The organism is Streptomyces sp. NPDC104761 (genome assembly GCF_055583445.1).
Genome location: NZ_JBVJNZ010000001.1, coordinates 1,248,885 through 1,265,125, shown reverse-complemented (window position 1 = coordinate 1,265,125; position 16,241 = coordinate 1,248,885). Strand labels below are relative to the sequence as shown.

General features: G+C 72.6%; 15 protein-coding genes and 1 pseudogene. 8 read left to right on the top strand and 8 right to left on the bottom strand.

The features are described 5' to 3' along the window. Positions 1-5 precede the first annotated feature (5 nt). From paaB to ACZ63F_RS05615, 5 genes and pseudogenes are all read right to left on the bottom strand, one after another. A complete protein-coding gene (gene paaB / locus ACZ63F_RS05635; protein WP_093507257.1) occupies positions 6-296 on the bottom strand; it encodes a 1,2-phenylacetyl-CoA epoxidase subunit PaaB in 291 nt (96 codons plus the stop codon). Continuing rightward, positions 293-1,264: a 1,2-phenylacetyl-CoA epoxidase subunit PaaA gene (gene paaA, locus ACZ63F_RS05630; protein WP_469708967.1), complete on the bottom strand. Its 972-nt coding sequence runs from the start codon at positions 1,262-1,264 to the stop codon at positions 293-295. Before paaA ends, paaB begins: the two co-directional genes overlap by 4 nt. A 139-nt stretch (positions 1,265-1,403) precedes the next feature. Further along, the gene (locus tag ACZ63F_RS05625) at positions 1,404-2,255 is read right to left on the bottom strand and encodes a 3-hydroxyacyl-CoA dehydrogenase family protein (RefSeq protein WP_469708966.1); all 852 of its coding nucleotides are present in this window, start codon (positions 2,253-2,255) and stop codon (positions 1,404-1,406) included. After that, positions 2,252-3,068, bottom strand: a pseudogene (locus tag ACZ63F_RS05620) (enoyl-CoA hydratase/isomerase family protein). The gene ACZ63F_RS05625 and the pseudogene ACZ63F_RS05620 overlap by 4 nt, the downstream one beginning before the upstream one ends. Further along, entirely contained in the window at positions 3,065-4,285 is a 1,221-nt protein-coding gene (locus ACZ63F_RS05615) for a thiolase family protein (protein ID WP_469708964.1), read from the bottom strand. The pseudogene ACZ63F_RS05620 and the gene ACZ63F_RS05615 overlap by 4 nt, the downstream one beginning before the upstream one ends. A 203-nt stretch (positions 4,286-4,488) precedes the next feature. Here ACZ63F_RS05615 and paaI point away from each other — a divergent pair, with 203 nt between their 5' ends. Genes paaI through ACZ63F_RS05600 form a run of 3 tightly spaced genes read left to right on the top strand, consistent with a single transcriptional unit; the run spans position 4,489 to position 6,785 of the window. Continuing rightward, complete coding sequence (paaI, locus tag ACZ63F_RS05610; protein WP_217555826.1) at positions 4,489-4,920, top strand: hydroxyphenylacetyl-CoA thioesterase PaaI; 432 nt, start codon at positions 4,489-4,491, stop codon at positions 4,918-4,920. After that, complete coding sequence (paaK, locus tag ACZ63F_RS05605) at positions 4,917-6,263, top strand: phenylacetate--CoA ligase PaaK (protein ID WP_469708962.1); 1,347 nt, start codon at positions 4,917-4,919, stop codon at positions 6,261-6,263. Before paaI ends, paaK begins: the two co-directional genes overlap by 4 nt. Before the next feature lie 42 nt (positions 6,264-6,305). Next, complete coding sequence (locus ACZ63F_RS05600) at positions 6,306-6,785, top strand: GNAT family N-acetyltransferase (protein ID WP_469708960.1); 480 nt, start codon at positions 6,306-6,308, stop codon at positions 6,783-6,785. Positions 6,786-6,931: 146 nt separating this feature from the next. Here ACZ63F_RS05600 and ACZ63F_RS05595 read toward each other — a convergent pair whose 3' ends face one another. Next, positions 6,932-7,996, bottom strand: coding sequence for a glycoside hydrolase family 5 protein (locus ACZ63F_RS05595; protein ID WP_469708957.1), 1,065 nt, complete (start codon positions 7,994-7,996; stop codon positions 6,932-6,934). Between the two features lie 256 nt (positions 7,997-8,252). Here ACZ63F_RS05595 and ACZ63F_RS05590 point away from each other — a divergent pair, with 256 nt between their 5' ends. Then, positions 8,253-9,347, top strand: coding sequence for a LacI family DNA-binding transcriptional regulator (locus ACZ63F_RS05590; protein ID WP_469708955.1), 1,095 nt, complete (start codon positions 8,253-8,255; stop codon positions 9,345-9,347). Here the strand turns inward: ACZ63F_RS05590 and ACZ63F_RS05585 are convergent. Beyond that, entirely contained in the window at positions 9,313-10,920 is a 1,608-nt protein-coding gene (locus ACZ63F_RS05585) for an FAD-dependent monooxygenase (RefSeq protein WP_469708954.1), read from the bottom strand. The two genes, ACZ63F_RS05590 and ACZ63F_RS05585, sit on opposite strands and share 35 nt — an antisense overlap. 192 nt (positions 10,921-11,112) lie before the next feature. On the opposite strand from ACZ63F_RS05585, the gene ACZ63F_RS05580 reads away from it, so the two are divergent. The 3 genes from ACZ63F_RS05580 (at position 11,113) to gap (ending at position 13,603) form a co-directional block, all read left to right on the top strand. Then, positions 11,113-11,478: a low affinity iron permease family protein gene (locus ACZ63F_RS05580; protein WP_469708951.1), complete on the top strand. Its 366-nt coding sequence runs from the start codon at positions 11,113-11,115 to the stop codon at positions 11,476-11,478. Positions 11,479-11,541: 63 nt separating this feature from the next. Next, on the top strand, positions 11,542-12,498 hold the full coding sequence (locus tag ACZ63F_RS05575) for a GlxA family transcriptional regulator (protein ID WP_352357503.1): 957 nt from the start codon (positions 11,542-11,544) through the stop codon (positions 12,496-12,498). A gap of 109 nt (positions 12,499-12,607) precedes the next feature. Next, a complete protein-coding gene (gene gap / locus ACZ63F_RS05570) occupies positions 12,608-13,603 on the top strand; it encodes a type I glyceraldehyde-3-phosphate dehydrogenase (RefSeq protein WP_469708949.1) in 996 nt (331 codons plus the stop codon). Between the two features lie 63 nt (positions 13,604-13,666). Here gap and ACZ63F_RS05565 read toward each other — a convergent pair whose 3' ends face one another. Next, positions 13,667-15,274 (bottom strand): MFS transporter, encoded by a 1,608-nt coding sequence (locus ACZ63F_RS05565; RefSeq protein ID WP_469708948.1) that lies wholly within the window; start codon positions 15,272-15,274, stop codon positions 13,667-13,669. A gap of 380 nt (positions 15,275-15,654) precedes the next feature. On the opposite strand from ACZ63F_RS05565, the gene ACZ63F_RS05560 reads away from it, so the two are divergent. Next, entirely contained in the window at positions 15,655-16,125 is a 471-nt protein-coding gene (locus tag ACZ63F_RS05560) for an iron chaperone (protein WP_469708946.1), read from the top strand. The last annotated feature ends 116 nt before the right edge of the window (positions 16,126-16,241 follow it).

Genomic DNA, 16,241 nt, shown 5'->3' with positions numbered 1-16,241 from the left:
GGCTCCTAGATGTGCGGGACATCGTCGGGGATGTCGTAGAAGGTCGGGTGGCGGTAGACCTTGTCGGCGCTGGGGTCGAAGAAGGGGTCCTTCTCGTCCCGGGTGGAGGCGGCGATGTGCTCGGAGCGCACGGCCCAGATGCTGACGCCTTCGTTTCGGCGGGTGTAGAGGTCGCGGGCGTGGGTGAGGGCCATCTGGTCGTCGGCTGCGTGCAGCGAGCCGACGTGGACGTGGTTGAGGCCACGCTTGCCGCGGATGAAGATCTCGTACAGGGGCCAGTTCCCGGTGTCGCTCATGCCACCGCCTCCTCGCGGGCTCGGGCGGCCTGCTTGGCGGCGTGGGCACCGGCGGCCGCACGCACCCAGGCACCTTCCTCGTGGGCGGACCGCCGGCGCTCCATGCGCTCCGCGTTGCACGGGCCGTTGCCGCTGATGACTTCCTTCAGCTCGGAGAAGTCGGGGGTGCCGAAGTCGTGGTGGCCGCGCTCCTCGTTCCAGCGCAGCTCGGGGTCGGGCAGGGTCACGCCGAGCCTGGCGGCCTGCGGCACGGTCATGTCGACGAAGCGCCGGCGCAGTTCGTCGTTGCTGTGGCGCTTGATCTTCCAGGCCATGGACTGGGCGGAGTTGGGCGAGTCGTCGTCGGGCGGGCCGAACATCATCAGGGACGGCCACCACCACCGGTCCACGGCGTCCTGCACCATCTCCCGCTGGGCGTCGGTGCCGCGCATCATGGTCATCAGCAGTTCGTAGCCCTGCCGCTGGTGGAAGGACTCCTCCTTGCAGATCCGCACCATCGCGCGCGCGTAGGGGCCGTACGAGCTGCGGCACAGCGGGACCTGGTTGCAGATGGCCGCGCCGTCCACGAACCAGCCGATGACACCGACGTCCGCGTAGCTGAGCGTCGGGTAGTTGAAGATCGACGAGTACTTCTGACGGCCTTCGAGGAGGCGCTCGGTGAGCTCCGCGCGGTCGATGCCCAGGGTCTCGGCGGCCGAGTACAGGTACAGACCGTGGCCCGCCTCGTCCTGGACCTTGGCGAACAGGATCGCCTTGCGGCGCAGCGAGGGCGCCCTGGTGATCCACTCGCCCTCCGGCTGCATGCCGATGATCTCCGAGTGCGCGTGCTGGGCGATCTGCCGGATCAGCGTCTTCCGGTAGCCCTCCGGCATCCAGTCGCGCGGCTCGATCCGCTGGTCCCGCGCGATCGTCGCCTCGAAGTGGGACTCCAGATCGGGCCCGGTGTCCCTTCCGGCCGCTTCAGTCATCTCCACCAACTCCCAACCGACCATTCGTTCGGTTCATCATAAGGTGCGCCCTCCCCGGTCTGGCAAGGGGATACGCCGATCAGTGCGGTGCGCCCCACGGCTGCCGTGGGGCCGGCCGAGGGACCGCGGGCAGCCGCGGTCACCATGTGTAGAAGCCCTGACCCGTCTTGTGTCCGAGTTCGCCGCGGGCCACCTTGTCGCGCAGCAGCCGCGGCGGGGCGAAGCGGTCACCGAGCGTCGCGTGCAGGTACTCGGCGATGGCGAGCCGAACGTCGAGCCCGACCAGGTCGGTCAGGCGCAGCGGGCCCATGGGGTGCTTGTAGCCGAGCCGCATGGCGTCGTCGATGGCCTGGGGCGCGGCGACGCCCTCCTCGACCATCCGGATCGCCTCCAGCCCGAGGGCGAGCCCGAGACGGCTGCTGGCGAAGCCGGGCGAGTCCCTGACGACGACGTCCTGCTTGCCCAGCGCCGCGGTCCATGCCAGGGCGGACTCCACGGTGCCCGGGGCGGTGCCGGGGGCGACGACGATCTCGACGAGGGCGGAGGCGGGCACCGGGTTGAAGAAGTGCATGCCGAGGAAGCGCTCCGGGCGCCGGAGAACCGCGGCGAGGTCGGTCACGGACAGGGAACTGGTGTTGGTGGCCAGGACGGCGGTGTCGCCCACGGCTTCCTCGGCGGCCTTCAGGAGGCGGGCCTTGAGCGCCGCATCCTCGGGCACGGCCTCCACCACCAGCTCGGTGTCCGCGGGCAGCGCCGCCACCGTGGGTACGGCGGCCACCCGGCCGGCGACCTGCTCCGCGTCCTCCCTCAGGTGGCCCCGCTCCGCGGCCCGCCGCAGGCTGCCGCCGATCCGCTCCAGTGCGGCGGCCGCGGCTTCCGTGCCGCTCTCCACCACGGTGACGGCCGAGCCGGCGGTGGCGAAGGACTGGGCGATCCCCGCGCCCATCCGGCCGCCGCCGATGACCGCGACGGTCCTGGGTGCCGATGTCATGCGCGGCTCCTCTCCTGCTCCGGGTCCTGCTGCGGGTCCTGCTCCTGGCTGTCCGACGTGTTTGCGGACGCGTTCCTGCCAGCGCTCTTCGCCAGGAAGCGCGTCATGCGGTCCCCCCTCGAAGAGCACGGCCTGCGCCAGATCGTCGGCGACCGGGTGGGCGCCCGGCGAGTCGACGACGAGCTTCGTCAGCCGCAGGGCGGTGGCCGAGGAGCGCGCCATCCGGTCGAGCAGCGCGTGGGCCGCCGCAATCAGCTCTTGCGCCGGGACGACGTCGATGACCAGGCCCGCGGCGAGCGCGGCCGGTGCGTCGAGGGTGCGTCCGGCGAGCAGGACCTGTTTGCCGACTGACTCCCCGACCAGTTCGGGCAGCCGCCGGCAGGCGCCGGCCGCCGCGAGGATGCCGAGGCCGGGCTCGGGATTGCCGAAGACGGCACCCGGGCCGGCGATCCGCAGGTCGCAGGCGTAGGCCAGCTCGGCCCCGCCGCCCAGGGCCCAGCCCTCGACGGCGGCCAGCGTGGGCATCGGCAGCCGCCGGACCCGCTCGAAGAGGCGGCTGTTGATGCCCTGCAGCGCCTGGTCCCGGCCGCGCTCCAGCAGCTCGGCGATGTCGGCGCCGCCCGCCAAGACCCCGCCGTCGCCGGTCAGGAGCAGCAGTCTGGGGTCCCGCTCCAGCCGCTCGCAGACCTGGTGCAGTTCACTGATCATCCGGCCGCTGATGGCGTTGCGGGCCTCGGGCCGGTGGAGGGTGACGACGACCCGGTCGGCGCGCTCCTCGACCAGGAGGGTGTCGTACTGCGCAGCCGTGGTCACACCCGCTCCACCAGGAGTGCCACGCCCTGGCCGACTCCCACGCAGAGCGTGGCCAGGCCGCGGCGGCCGTTCTCGCGTTCGAGGCGGCCGAGCAGGGTGAGCAGGATGCGGGCGCCTGAGCAGCCGAGCGGATGGCCGAGGGCGATGGCGCCGCCGTCGGCGTTGACCTTGTCCTCGTCGAGCTTGAGTCGGCGGATCACGGCCAGTGCCTGGGCGGCGAAGGCCTCGTTGAGCTCCACGGCGTCCAGGTCACCGGTCTGCCAACCGGCGCGGGCCAGAGCTTTCCCGGTGGCGGGGACCGGGCCGAGACCCATGAGGTGGGGCTGGACACCGGCGGAGGCCGAGGCAACGATCCGGGCCCGCGGGGTGAGGCCGTACCGCTCGACCGCCTCGGCGCTCGCGACCACCAGGGCGGCCGCGCCGTCGGACAGCGGTGAGGAGGAGCCCGCCGTGACGATGCCGTCCGCGCGGAAGACGGTACGCAGGGAGCCCAGCTTCTCCAGGGTGGTGGAGGGGCGGGGGCCCTCGTCCCGGGTGACCTCGCCGTCCCGGACCGGGACGGGCACGATCTCACGGTCGAAGCGGCCCGCCTCCTGGGCGGCCACGGCCCGCTGGTGGCTGCGCAGGGCGAAGGCGTCGGAGTCGGCGCGGGTGATGCCGTCCAGGGCGGCGACCTCTTCCGCGGTCTCCCCCATGGACAGCGTGACCCTGACCGCCTCGGGTCCGGCGTCCGCGGACACGTCCCGGTCGGCGGCGGTGAAGCGCGGGTTGGTGAAGCGCCAGCCCAGGGCGGTGTCGTGCACCTGCCCGGGCTTGGCCCAGGGGGTGCCGGGCTTCTCCATCACCCAGGGCGCCCGGGTCATGGACTCCACTCCCCCGGCGACCACCAGGTCCGCCTCCCCGGCGCGGATCGCCTGGGCGGCCGAGGCGACGGCCGTGAGGCCCGAGGCGCACAGGCGGTTGACGGTGTAGCCGGGCACGGTGTGCGGCAGCCCGGCGAGCAGGACCGCCATCCGGGCCACGTCCCGGTTGTCCTCGCCCGCCTGGTTCGCGGCTCCCAGCACGACCTCGTCCACGGCTTCGCCGGGGACACCGGAGCGCCGGACGGCCTCGCCGACGACGAGGGCGGCGAGATCGTCCGGCCGTACGGCAGCGAGCGCGCCGCCGTAGCGGCCCTGCGGGGTGCGGGCCCCGTCGATCAGGTAGACGTCGGACATCGGGCGGTCTCCTCGGCTTCGGGGGCACGGTCCGCCGCGGCCGCGGGACGGCGCGGCGGACCGTGGCGAAGGGGTCTCGGACAGGGGGGCGCGGGCACGTCCGCGGCCTGCGGTCCACCTCTTGACATGCAGGTTGTGTTGCTGGATTACTTGACCACGCCGCACGCTAACCGAATGTTCGGTCGGTTCACAAGGTGGTGGAAATGACGACCCAGGTACCCGGGACGACACCTGGCCCCGTCGAGACGATGTTCGCCGCGGACGAGGCCTCCAGGCGGCTCGGGATCGAGTTGCTGGAGCACGGCGAGGGGACGGCCGTGCTGCGGATGACCGTGACCGCCTCGCAGGTCAACGGACACCGGATCGCCCACGGCGGGCACGTGTTCCTGCTCGCCGACACGGCGTTCGCCTGCGCCTGCAACAGCCACGGCCCGGTGACGGTCGCCGCGGGCGCCGACATCGACTTCGTCGCACCCGCCTACGAGGGCGACGTCCTCGTCGCCACCGCGCGGGAGCGGGTCCGGTTCGGCCGCAGCGGTGTCTACGACGTGAGTGTCGTGCGCGGCGACGAGGTGATCGCGGAGTTCCGCGGCCGCAGTCGCACCCTGCGCACGCAGAATGAGGAGCCGCAATGAGCAGCGAAGTGATCGCGCCCGAACCGAGGGGCACCCGCCGGGGAGAGCCGCTTCCCGAGGCCCTGCTGGACGAGGCCGAGCGGATGTCCCGCGAGGAGGTCGAGGCGCTCCAGCTCACCAGGCTGCGCACGACGCTGCGGCACGCGTACGACAACGTGGAGCTGTACCGCAAGAAGTTCGACGCGGCCGGTGTGGGTCCGGACGACTGCCACACCCTCGCGGACCTCGCCCGCTTCCCCTTCACGACCAAGGCGGACCTGCGCGACACCTACCCCTTCGGCATGTTCGCGGTGCCGATGTCGGAGGTACGGCGCGTGCACGCCTCCAGCGGCACCACCGGCCGCCCCACCGTGGTCGGCTACACCGACAACGACCTGTCCATGTGGGCGGACGTCGTCGCCCGCTCCATCCGGGCCGCCGGCGGCCGCCCGGGGCACAAGGTCCATGTCTCCTACGGCTACGGCCTGTTCACCGGCGGCCTGGGCGCCCACTACGGCGCCGAGCGCGCCGGCTGCACGGTGATCCCCGCCTCCGGCGGCATGACCGCGCGCCAGGTGCAGATCATCCAGGACTTCCGGCCCGAGATCATCATGGTCACGCCCTCCTACATGCTGACCCTGCTCGACGAGTTCGAGCGCCAGGGCGTCGACCCGCGCTCCACCTCCCTGCAGGTCGGCATCTTCGGCGCGGAACCGTGGACGGAGGAGATGCGCCGGGAGATCGAGGAGCGTCTGGACATCCACGCGGTCGACATCTACGGGCTGTCCGAGGTCATCGGACCCGGGGTGGCGCAGGAGTGCGTGGAGACCAAGGACGGGCTGCACGTCTGGGAGGACCACTTCTACCCGGAGGTCGTGGACCCGTTGACCGACCAGGTGCTGGCGGAGGGCGAGAGCGGCGAACTGGTCTTCACCTCGCTGACGAAGGAGGCGCTGCCGATCATCCGGTACCGCACCCGCGACCTGACCCGGCTGCTGCCCGGCACGGCGCGTCCCGGGTTCCGCCGGATCGAGAAGATCACCGGCCGGTCCGACGACATGATCATCCTCCGGGGCGTCAACGTCTTCCCCAGCCAGGTGGAGGAGATCGTGCTGCGGACGCCGGGGGTGGCGCCGCACTTCCAGATCCAGATCAGCCGGCGCGGGCGGATGGACCACATGACGGTTCGGGTGGAGGCGCGGGCGGATGCCGGCCCCGCCGACCGCGAGGCCGCCGTACGGACCATCACCCAGGGCGTCAAGGACGGTGTCGGGGTCTCCGTGGAGGTCGTGGTCGTCGACCCGGAGACGCTGGAGCGCTCGCTCGGCAAACTCCGCCGGGTGAAGGACCTGCGCACGCCGTAATTCGTTGGCGGGCCGACGGTGGGGGTGCCTACCGTCCTCGCCATGCCCGAACTCCAGTTGCTCCGCATGGAGCACGCGCCGGCGCTGCTCGCCTTCGAGCTGGCGAACCGTGCCTATTTCGCTGCGTCGATCCCCGACCGCGGCGACGACTACTTCGCCCGGTTCGACGAACGGCACCGGGCGCTGCTGGCCGAGCAGGAGGCCGGGACCTGCTACTTCCATGTGCTGGTCGACCCGGCGGGCGAGGTGCTGGGGCGGGTCAACCTGGTGGACGTCGCGGACGGCGCGGCCGACCTCGGGTACCGGATCGCGGAGCGGGCCGCCGGGCGGGGGCTGGCCACGTGGGGGGTACGGGAGGTGTGCCGACGTGCCGTCGACGTCTACGGGCTGACCACCTTGCGGGCCGCCGCCGACGTCCGCAACGCGGCGTCACGGGCTGTCCTCGCCCGGACGGGGTTCACGGTGACCGGTGAGACGCGGCTGTCCCGTGGACCGGGACTCACGTATGTGCTCCGCCTCTAGCCCAGAGCGCTCCGCCGTCGTGCGTCTGCGGCGCCGCCGTGGCGGGTCGCGCAGTTCCTCCCCCGGCCTTCGGCCGGGGGTACCGTGCGGCCCTTTCGGGGGGCTGCCGAGCCACCTGCTGCACGGCAGCCGCCCCACAGCCAGGGTCAGCCGGTCACCGGCCTCCCGCGCCCCCAGGCCCAGGCGAGGCGGTCGGCGCCGGACTGGTTGGTGGTGGCGAGCCAGGGGCGGGACGCGTTGCCGATGAGCTTCTGGATCGAGTACGTGTCGTCGGTGCGCAGGCCGGGCCAGTACACCGAGCCCATGCCGAGCTGGCGGAAGGTGTCGGTGTCGGCCTGGATGAAGTTGACGGAGTTGTCGTCGGGAGCGGGCTTGTCGTAGTCGAGGCCCGTGGTCATGGGGGCGCCGAACTCGTCGGCGACCGTGCGGTTCGCGCAGTCGCCGAGCCGGTCCTTGAGGTCGGCCACCCACTGGTCGTAGGTGGCGTAGCTCTTCCAGAAACCGTAGTGGTGGAGGGAGAGGTAGGTGCCCTTCAGGCGCGGGTCGGCGCAGACGGTGGTGACGTGGTCGTTGTAGCCGGCGCCGCTGACGAAGACGCGGTCGCGCGGGACGGCCGGGTAGGTCGCCAGCCACTTCGCCGCCAGGTCGGCCCACTGGGCGTCGGTGTAGCCGTGCGGCTCGTTCATCGGCTCGAAGTAGACGTGCGGGTCGTGCCGGTAGGCCGTCACGACGGTGTTCCACATGGGCCAGTAGGTGGCCTCGTCGTCGATGAAGCCGTCCTTGTCGGCGCCGGTGCCCTCCCAGTAGGAGACGATCACCTTGAAGCCCTGCGCGGAGGCCGCGTCGATGACCCCGCGGTACGACGTCCAGTAGGAGCCGTTCACCGTGTACGGGTTGATGGGCAGTCGCACGGTGTTGGCCCCGAGGTTGGCGCGGAAGGCCGCGATCACCCGGGTCGCCTTGGCGTAGGTCCGGGCGTAGCTGTCGGAGAGCGACAGGCCGGAGAGGACCACGGGGTCGTCGGCGTAGTTGTCGCGTGGGTCGGCCCAGTTGACGCCCCTGAACTGGCTGGTGCCGTGGCCCGGTGCGGCGGCGGAGGCGGCGGCCGGGCTGCCGGTGAGGGTCGTGGCGCCGACCGCGGCGATCGCGACCGCCGCGAGGGCGGCACGGGTACGGGGGGCGATCCGGGTTCTGGCAGAGGTCTTGCGCATCAACGTGCCCTTTCGGAAGACGGCGGCTCGACGCGGGGGCCCGCGGGCCCGACCGCATGTTCACGTGAACATCGACGCGGCATGTTCACGTGAACATCGCCTCCGCCGACCTGCCCGCGGGATCTCCGCCGGGGCTGGTCACGGGGCGATGTTTACGTAAACTCGAAAGCGTCGGAATCGTGGCACCCGCTCCTCGGGCCGTCAAGATTCCCGGTCCCGACTTCCCGTGCATGAAGGAGATTTGAGGGGTGGGGCGATGGTCCTGAACGAGCCGGAGCGGCCGGCCGCACCGGCGGGGGGCGATGCGCGGCGGGGCGGTTCCGGGGTGCCCGGCGGACGCCGCAAGCAGCGTGTCTCCATGGCGGACGTCGCCGAACTCGCGGGTGTCTCCTCGCAGACGGTCTCGCGGGTCTCCAACGGGCATCCCGGGGTGGTCGGTTCCACCAGGGAGCAGGTGCTGGCCGCGATGCGGGAGCTCGGCTACCGGCCCAACAGCGCGGCCCGCGCCCTGCGTTACGGCCGCTTCAACACCATCGGCGTCATTCTGTTCAGCCTCTCCTCCACGGGCAGCAGCCGCACCGTCGAGGCGATCGCCACGCATGCGGCGGCCGAGGGCTACGCGATCACCCTCATCCCCATCGACGTGGCCACGCAGGACAACGTGCTGGGTGCCTTCACGCGGATGGGCGAGCTGGCGGTGGACGCCGTGATCGTCATCATGGAGATCCATCTGCTGGACACCGCCACCGTGCAACTGCCGCCCGGCGTCCATGTGGTGGTCGTGGACTCGGATGCCGGGGACCGCTACGGCGTGGTCGACACGGACCAGGCCGACGGCGCGCGCCGGGCCGTACGGCATCTGCTGGACCTGGGCCACCGGACGGTGTGGCATGTGGCAGGTCCCGAGTCCTCGTACGCGGCCCAGCGCCGTGCCCAGGCCTGGCGGGAGGTGCTGGCGGAGGCCGGGTGCCCGGATCCGGGGCTCCTGCGCGGCGACTGGTCGGCCGAGTCCGGTTACGCGGCGGGGCTCGCGCTCGCCGGGGAAGCGGCCTGCACCGCCGTGTTCGCGGCCAACGACCAGATGGCCCTGGGCCTGCTGCGCGCCTTCCACGAACGGGGCCGGTCCGTGCCCGCGGAGATCAGTGTGGTCGGTTTCGACGACACCCCGGACGCGGCCTTCTTCATCCCGCCCCTCACCACCGTCCACCAGGACTTCGCCGAGGTCGGCCGCCGTTGCGTGGAGGGCGTCCTGCGCCAGATCCGCACCGGCGACGACTCCCGCCCCGGCACCGATCTGGTCCCGGCCCGCCTGGTCGTCAGGGAGAGCACCGCCGCGCCGCGCAGGACGTGACGGCGGTCAGGGCCTCGCGCAGGGCCGGGCCGGCCGGTGGGGGTGCGTCCCAGCGGGCGGCGATGTGACCGTCGGGGCGGACGAGCAGGGCACCGCCGTGCGGGCTCAGGCCGTACCGGCAGGCGTGGTCGCCGGGCAGCGGTTCGACGCGCAGCGGCCAGGGGCCGGTGGTGTGCCGGCGCCAGCGGCCGGGTTCCGGGGTCAGTACGGTGAACCACTCGCCGAGCGCGTCGAGCGTGGAGCGGTCCGGGGTGAGCCAGTGGTGCGGCAGCCGGTGGCCCGGCCGCGCGGCGGGCACGTACGCGGTGCCGGGGACTGCGATGCGGCCGGCGCCGTCTCCGCCGCCGTCTCCGTCGCCGCCGTCTTCGCCTTCGCCGAAGACGGCGGCGGAGTCGTACACGGTGCCGAGCACCAGGCCGAGCTGTGCGAAGTACCTTTCCGACCAGGGAAGTTCGACCGGTGCGGAGGAGCCGCTGCGCAACTGCTCCCTGCGCAGGTTCTGCACCTGGAGCAGGAGGTGGGTGTTGGCGACCGCCTGGCGCAGGGTCTCGTGGGCCACCGGCAGGCGCTCGGTCTCGTAGGTGTCCAGCAGGGCGGGTCCGGCCCAGCCCTGCAGCACGCCGGCCAGTTTCCAGGCCAGGTTGTGCGCGTCCGCGACGCCGGCGTTCATACCGAGGCCGCCGATCGGCGGGACCGCGTGCGCGGCGTCGCCCGCCAGCAGGACCCGGCCCCGCCGGAGGCTCTCGGCGACGTGGCCGGTCATCGACCAGTGCTGGACCCGCACCACGTCGGCACGGACGCCGGCACCGGCGCCCAGGGCGTGCGACACGCGGCCGGACCAGTCGGTCCGCCCGTCGCCGTCGGGCGTGGGGCCGAACCAGGCCCAGCCGCCCTCCGGGTAGAGCGGGGTGAAGGTGCCGAACGGGGTGAAGTAGACCCCGGCGGGCTGGTGGGCGCACCAGGGGGCCAGGTCGGCGTCGAACACAACGGTGGTGTAGTCGCCGAGTGCTCCGGGGCCGGTGGTGGCGATGCCCAGCCGCTCGCGGACGGTGGAGTTCGCGCCGTCGGCGGCGACCACGTACCGGGCCCGGACGCGGGTCCGCGCGCCGCGTGTGCCGTCGGCGAGCACGGCGACGACACCCTCCGCGTCCTCCTCCAGGGCGACCAGTCCGGTGCCGAACCTCACCTCTCCCCCGGCGGCGGCGAGCAGGGTGGGCTCCAGCCGGTCCTGCGAGGTGACCACCCCGACGACCGGGCTCTCGGCGACCGCCGCGCGTACCCCGACCATCGCGGCCCCGGCGAAGTCCGGGGCGCACAGGGTGTCCCGGAAGCGCACCCGGCCGTACTCGGGTGCGAACGCGTCCGCCGTGATCCTTTCGGCGACCCCGAGCCGGCGGAAGATCTCCATGGACCGCACGTTGACCAGGCGGGAGCGCGGAAACGGGGACAGTTCCCGGTGCTTCTCGACCAGCAGGGTCGGCACTCCCCAGCGCCCCAGCAGCGCCCGCGCGGTGAGCCCGACAGGTCCCCCGCCGACGATCAGCACCGGCACCTCTGCGTCCGCTCCAGGCATGGCTCCATCATCGGGCCCCGGCGACCGCCCGCCGTCCCCGGGCGCGGGCATCCACCCGAACGGGTTCCCGCCCGCGCGGACGGGGACGGGGGCTCGGCGGCTCGGCTGCGGATGAAAAGGGGCCGTGGCGGGTACCCGGGCCGGAACCGTGGTGAAGGGCACCGCGCGGGCGTCGGGAGTTGTCCTGTGTCCATGGCGCATCCTGCCGAACGCTCCCGCAACGGGCGGGGCTGGTTCGAACGGCTGGCCGAGGCGACCTCGAACCTCACCAGCTCACTGGCGTTCATGTGCTTCTGCCTGGCCCTGGTCGCCGCCTTCGTCGCCGTGCACCTCTCGGGTCTCGCAGTCAGCTGGCAGCTGCTCGTCGGCGACGTCATGACCTCCGTGAACCTGCTGCTGCTCGCCCTGCTCAAGAACTCCGAGCGCCGCGCGGAGCACGCCATCCAGCGCAAGCTCGACAGCATCGCCGCCGCGCTGCTCGACCAGCGGGAGGGCGACCGCCCGGAGGAGGCCGCCGAGGAACTGCACCGGGCGATCCGGATGGAGGAGGAGCTCTGACCCGTCCGCGGCCGGCGGGCGGGCCGCACCGGGCGCGGGCCGGGTGCTCGTACCCTGTTCGATGTGCCTGCCGTCCGTCTGCATCGCGTCGCCGTCCTTGTGCTGGAAGGGGCGAAACCCCTGGACGTCGGTATCCCGGCGCAGGTGTTCACGACCCGGGCGAGCATGCCGTACGAGGTCCGGGTGTGCGGTGCGGCGCCCGGTCTGGTGACCGGCGGCGACGGGCTGTCGTACCACGTCGCCGACGGTCTCGACGCGCTGGAGTGGGCGGAGATCGTGTTCGTGCCGGGGTACCGGTTCCCGGACCGGGAGGACCCGCCGCCGGCCGTCGTCGAGGCGCTGCTCGGCGCGCACCGGCGGGGCACGCGGCTGGCCGCCATCTCGACGGGGGCCTTCGCGCTCGCCGCGACCGGGCTGCTCGACGGCAGGCGCGCCACCACGCACTGGCACTACACGCGCGCCCTCGCCGAGAAGCATCCGCTGGTCAAGGTGGACGAGAACGTGCTCTTCGTCGACGAGGGCAGCGTGCTGACGTCGGCCGGCGCGGCCTCGGGGATCGACCTGTGCCTGCACATCCTCCGCGGCGACCTCGGGGTGGCCGCCTCCAACCACGCGGCCCGGCGGCTGGTGGCGGCGCCCTACCGCAGCGGCGGCCAGGCGCAGTACGTGCCGCGCAGCGTGCCCGAGCCGCTCGGTGAGCGGTTCGCCGCGACCCGCGAGTGGGCGCTGCACCGGCTCGGCGAGCCGCTCGGCCTCGACGCGCTGGCCCGGCACGCGGGGGTGTCGGCGCGGACGTTCTCGCGGCGGTTCGTGGAGGACACCGGGTACACGCCGATGCAGTGGGTGATGCGCGCCCGGATCGACCTGGCCCGCGAACTCCTCGAACGGTCCGAGCGCAGCGTCGAGCAGATCGCGGCCGACGTCGGCCTGGGCACCGGGGCGAACCTGCGGCTGCACTTCCAGCGGATCCTCGGTACGACGCCGAGCGACTACCGGCGCACCTTCACCAAGGGCGAGTAGGGCCGCCCGGGTGACACCTGGCGGGATCCTTTCGAACCGTGGCGTTCTCGCCGCTGTCCCGGCCGCTGACGGGCCGCGAACCTGGTGGCGTAGCGAAGGGACACCACTTATGACTCGTATCGCCGTCAACGGATTCGGCCGCATCGGACGCAACGTGCTGCGCGCCCTGCTGGAGCGGGACAGCAGCCTGGAAGTCGTCGCCGTCAACGACCTCACGGAGCCGGCCGCCCTCGCGCGGCTGCTCGCCTTCGACTCCACGGCCGGCCGCCTCGGCCGCCCGGTGAGCGTCGACGGGGACGTCCTGGTCGTCGACGGCCGCCGCATCAAGGTCCTCGCGGAGCGCGAGCCGGCGCAGCTGCCGTGGGCCGAGCTCGGCGTGGACATCGTGCTGGAGTCGACCGGCCGCTTCACCTCGGCGAAGGCGGCCCGCGCCCACCTCGACGCGGGCGCCCGGAAGGTGCTGGTCAGCGCGCCGTCGGACGGTGCCGACGTGACGCTGGCGTACGGCGTGAACACCGACGCGTACGACGCGGAGCTGCACACGATCGTCTCCAACGCCTCGTGCACGACCAACGCGCTCGCGCCGCTGGCCGCCGTCCTCGACGAACTCGCCGGGATCGAGCACGGGTTCATGACCACGGTGCACGCCTACACGCAGGAGCAGAACCTGCAGGACGGCCCGCACCGCGACCCCCGGCGGGCCCGTGCCGCCGGTGTCAACATCGTGCCGACCACGACGGGCGCCGCCAAGGCGATCGGTCTGGTGCTGCCGAACCTCGACGGGAAGCTGTCGGGCGACTCCATCCGGGTGCCGGTGCCGGTGGGTTCGATCGTCGAGCTGAACACCACCGTGTCGCGTGAGGTGACGCGCGACGACGTGCTGGCCGCGTACCGTGCGGCGGCCGAGGGACCGCTCGCGGGCGTCCTGGAGTACTCGGAGGACGCGCTGGTGTCGTCGGACATCACGGGCAACCCGGCCTCGTCGATCTTCGACTCCGCCCTGACCCGCGTCGACGGCCGCCACGTCAAGGTGGTCGCCTGGTACGACAACGAGTGGGGCTTCTCGAACCGGGTGATCGACACGCTGGAACTGCTGGCGCGCTGACGGGTTCCGACGGGGGCGCAGGGGTCGGCCACCGGACGGTGGCCGACCCCTGCGTGCGGTACGTCAGCTCGCGGCCCCCGCGGGATGCGCCGCGGCCTCCGGTGCCGCCTGCGGGGCGCGCGCCGGACGGATCCCGATGAGGACCGCGGCGACGACCGCGGCCACCAGCATCCCGATGCCGCCGACGAGGGCGCAGGTGTGCAGGGCGTCGGTGAAGCTCGCGCCGTAGGCGGCCTGCGCCTGGCCCGTGCTCGCCGGGGTCTTCAGGTGCAGGAAGGCGCCCGCCTGGATGCCGACGCCGGAGACCAGGCCGCTCACCTGGCCCTGGTCGGCGGGACTGAGCCCGGACGAGGCGAGGTGGCCGGGCAGGGTGGCCAGGGTGCGGTGGGTGAGGATGACACCGAAGACGGCGGGCCCGAGGGCACTGCCGATCTGGCGCAGCGCGCTGTTGGCTGCGGCGGCGGTGCCCCCGAGCCGGTGCGGCAGGGCGTCCATGGCGATGGCGGTGATCGGCGCCATGGCGAGCGCGATGCCGACGCCGAGGACGCCGATGACCAGGGCGGCCTCGCCGGTGCCGGTGCCGGCCTGGAAGGCGTTCATGAGCAGCGCGCCGATGCCGCCGACGACCAGTCCGGTGACCAGGAGCAGTCCGGGCGTGGCCCGGTTCATCAGCCGCCCGACCAGCGGGCCGAGGACCACCGTGAAGCCGTTGATGGCGATGAGCCGGATGCCGATGTCCAGCGTCGAGGCGTGGTGGACGAGCCCGAAGTACTCGCTGAGCGCGAAGACCAGGCCGACCTGGGCGAACAGGGTGACGGCCATGACGAGGGCCGCGCCGGAGAACGCCCGCGACCTGAACAGGCGCATGTCGAGCATCGGGCAGGCGGAGCGGAGTTCCACGAGGACGAAGCCGGCCGCGCCGAGGGCGGCGGCCACGAAGGCGATCACGACCTGGGCCGAGGACCAGCCGGCGCTGCCGCCCTCGATGACGCCGTAGACCAGGCCGGTGATGGCGACGACGGCGAGCAGCTGGCCCGGGAGGTCCAGGTGGCGTTCGCGGTCCGAACGGGAGTCGGTGAGGACGACGGCGCCGAGCACGGCCGTGACCACGGCGAGGACGAGCGAGGGCAGGAAGATCCACCGCCAGCTCGTGTGCGCCACGATCACGCCGTTGACCACCGGGCCGAGGGTCAGTCCGAGGCCGAGGGCGGCCGTCCACAGGGCTATCGCGCGGGCGCGTTTGCGGGGGTCCGGGATGACGTGGCCGATCAGGGCGAGCGTGGAGGGCAGCAGCGCGGCGGTGCCGACGCCGGTGAGGGCCTGGCCCACACAGACCTGGACGACGCTGCCCGCGGTCAGGCAGACCAGGCAGCCGAGGCAGAACAGCGCGAGCCCGGCGAGGTACGTCTTCTTGCGGCCGTACAGGTCGCCGACCATGCCGCAGGTCAGGAGCAGGGCCGCGGTCGGCAGGATGAAGGCGTCGGTGATCCACTGCAGGCCCTCGGTGGAGGCGTCGAGGGCCTGTTGCATGACCGGCAGCGCGACGGAGACACCGACGACCGGCAGGTAGGACACGAACACGCCGAGGCAGGCCAGCACGATGGTGGCCGTGATGTGCCGGGGGCCGGTGTCGGGCGGTGCGGACGACGGGGACGAGGCAGGAGAAGACATGGCCACAGGGCACCTCGGGGCAGTGGAGTGACAGGGCGACGTACGGGGGCGGCGCTGGGTGACCTGTCGACTCCCGATCGACGGGTGCACCGCGGCTCTGCCGCCGGGCCGACAGCGGGAGCCGCGTCAGGGCGGTTCCGGCTGCTGTCCGCGCGGCGCCTGCGCGGCGGGTTCGGCCGGAATCTCCGTTGACGTGAGCCACTTCTGACGGGGCAAGCGCTTCGGACCGTATACCGACGTGCCGCCTGCGGAGATGCCCTTGGACCTGCAACCTAAGGTGAACGGCGCTGACGGCTGACCGGTCAGTTTCGGAGAAGCCCCCGGGTGCGGCGGACTTCTGGCCTGGACCTCATCAGGTCCCGCAGGAGAGGAATCCCGACATGAAGCGCACGCAGACCTCCGCCACCGCTGCCGACGAGAAGTACGACGGGTTCACGGACGAGGAGCGCGGTGCGATGAAGGAGCGCGCGCGGGAGCTGAAGGCGGCGGCTCGGCGCGGTTCGCGCGCGGACAAGGCGGCGGAGGCGGTGAGCGAGGTGCTGGCGAAGATCGCCGAGATGCCGGAGGCGGATCGTGTCCTCGCCGAGCGGATCCACGCCATCGTCACGTCGAATGCCCCGGACCTGGCCCCGAAGCTCTGGTACGGGATGCCCGCGTACGCCAGGAACGGCAAGGTCGTCTGCCACTTCCAGAGCGCCGAGAAGTTCACGTCGCGCTACGCCACGCTCGGCTTCAGCGACCAGGCACACCTCGACGAAGACGTCCTGTGGCCGACGGCCTTCGCTCTGACCGCCCTGACGCCGGCCGCCGAGTCGAGGATCGCGGAACTGGTGAGGAGAGCGGCGAACTGATGCCGGGCGGGGGGGCCGTGCGGTGCTCGACGGGACCCCCGCCCCCAGTTTAGGAAAGGAGGGTTCAGGTCTGGTTGGGGACTCCCCAACAAGACCAAATCTCTAGCCGGGTGTCG

Bases quoted from the DNA above. Each gene is read 5' to 3' on its own strand.
- paaB (WP_093507257.1), bottom strand. From the start codon at position 296: ATGAGCGACACCGGGAACTGGCCCCTGTACGAGATCTTCATCCGCGGC.
- paaA (WP_469708967.1), bottom strand. From the start codon at position 1,264: ATGACTGAAGCGGCCGGAAGGGACACCGGGCCCGATCTGGAGTCCCAC.
- ACZ63F_RS05625 (WP_469708966.1), bottom strand. From the start codon at position 2,255: ATGACATCGGCACCCAGGACCGTCGCGGTCATCGGCGGCGGCCGGATG.
- ACZ63F_RS05615 (WP_469708964.1), bottom strand. From the start codon at position 4,285: ATGTCCGACGTCTACCTGATCGACGGGGCCCGCACCCCGCAGGGCCGC.
- paaI (WP_217555826.1), top strand. From the start codon at position 4,489: ATGACGACCCAGGTACCCGGGACGACACCTGGCCCCGTCGAGACGATG.
- paaK (WP_469708962.1), top strand. From the start codon at position 4,917: ATGAGCAGCGAAGTGATCGCGCCCGAACCGAGGGGCACCCGCCGGGGA.
- ACZ63F_RS05600 (WP_469708960.1), top strand. From the start codon at position 6,306: ATGCCCGAACTCCAGTTGCTCCGCATGGAGCACGCGCCGGCGCTGCTC.
- ACZ63F_RS05595 (WP_469708957.1), bottom strand. From the start codon at position 7,996: ATGCGCAAGACCTCTGCCAGAACCCGGATCGCCCCCCGTACCCGTGCC.
- ACZ63F_RS05590 (WP_469708955.1), top strand. From the start codon at position 8,253: ATGGTCCTGAACGAGCCGGAGCGGCCGGCCGCACCGGCGGGGGGCGAT.
- ACZ63F_RS05585 (WP_469708954.1), bottom strand. From the start codon at position 10,920: ATGCCTGGAGCGGACGCAGAGGTGCCGGTGCTGATCGTCGGCGGGGGA.
- ACZ63F_RS05580 (WP_469708951.1), top strand. From the start codon at position 11,113: ATGGCGCATCCTGCCGAACGCTCCCGCAACGGGCGGGGCTGGTTCGAA.
- gap (WP_469708949.1), top strand. From the start codon at position 12,608: ATGACTCGTATCGCCGTCAACGGATTCGGCCGCATCGGACGCAACGTG.
- ACZ63F_RS05565 (WP_469708948.1), bottom strand. From the start codon at position 15,274: ATGTCTTCTCCTGCCTCGTCCCCGTCGTCCGCACCGCCCGACACCGGC.
- ACZ63F_RS05560 (WP_469708946.1), top strand. From the start codon at position 15,655: ATGAAGCGCACGCAGACCTCCGCCACCGCTGCCGACGAGAAGTACGAC.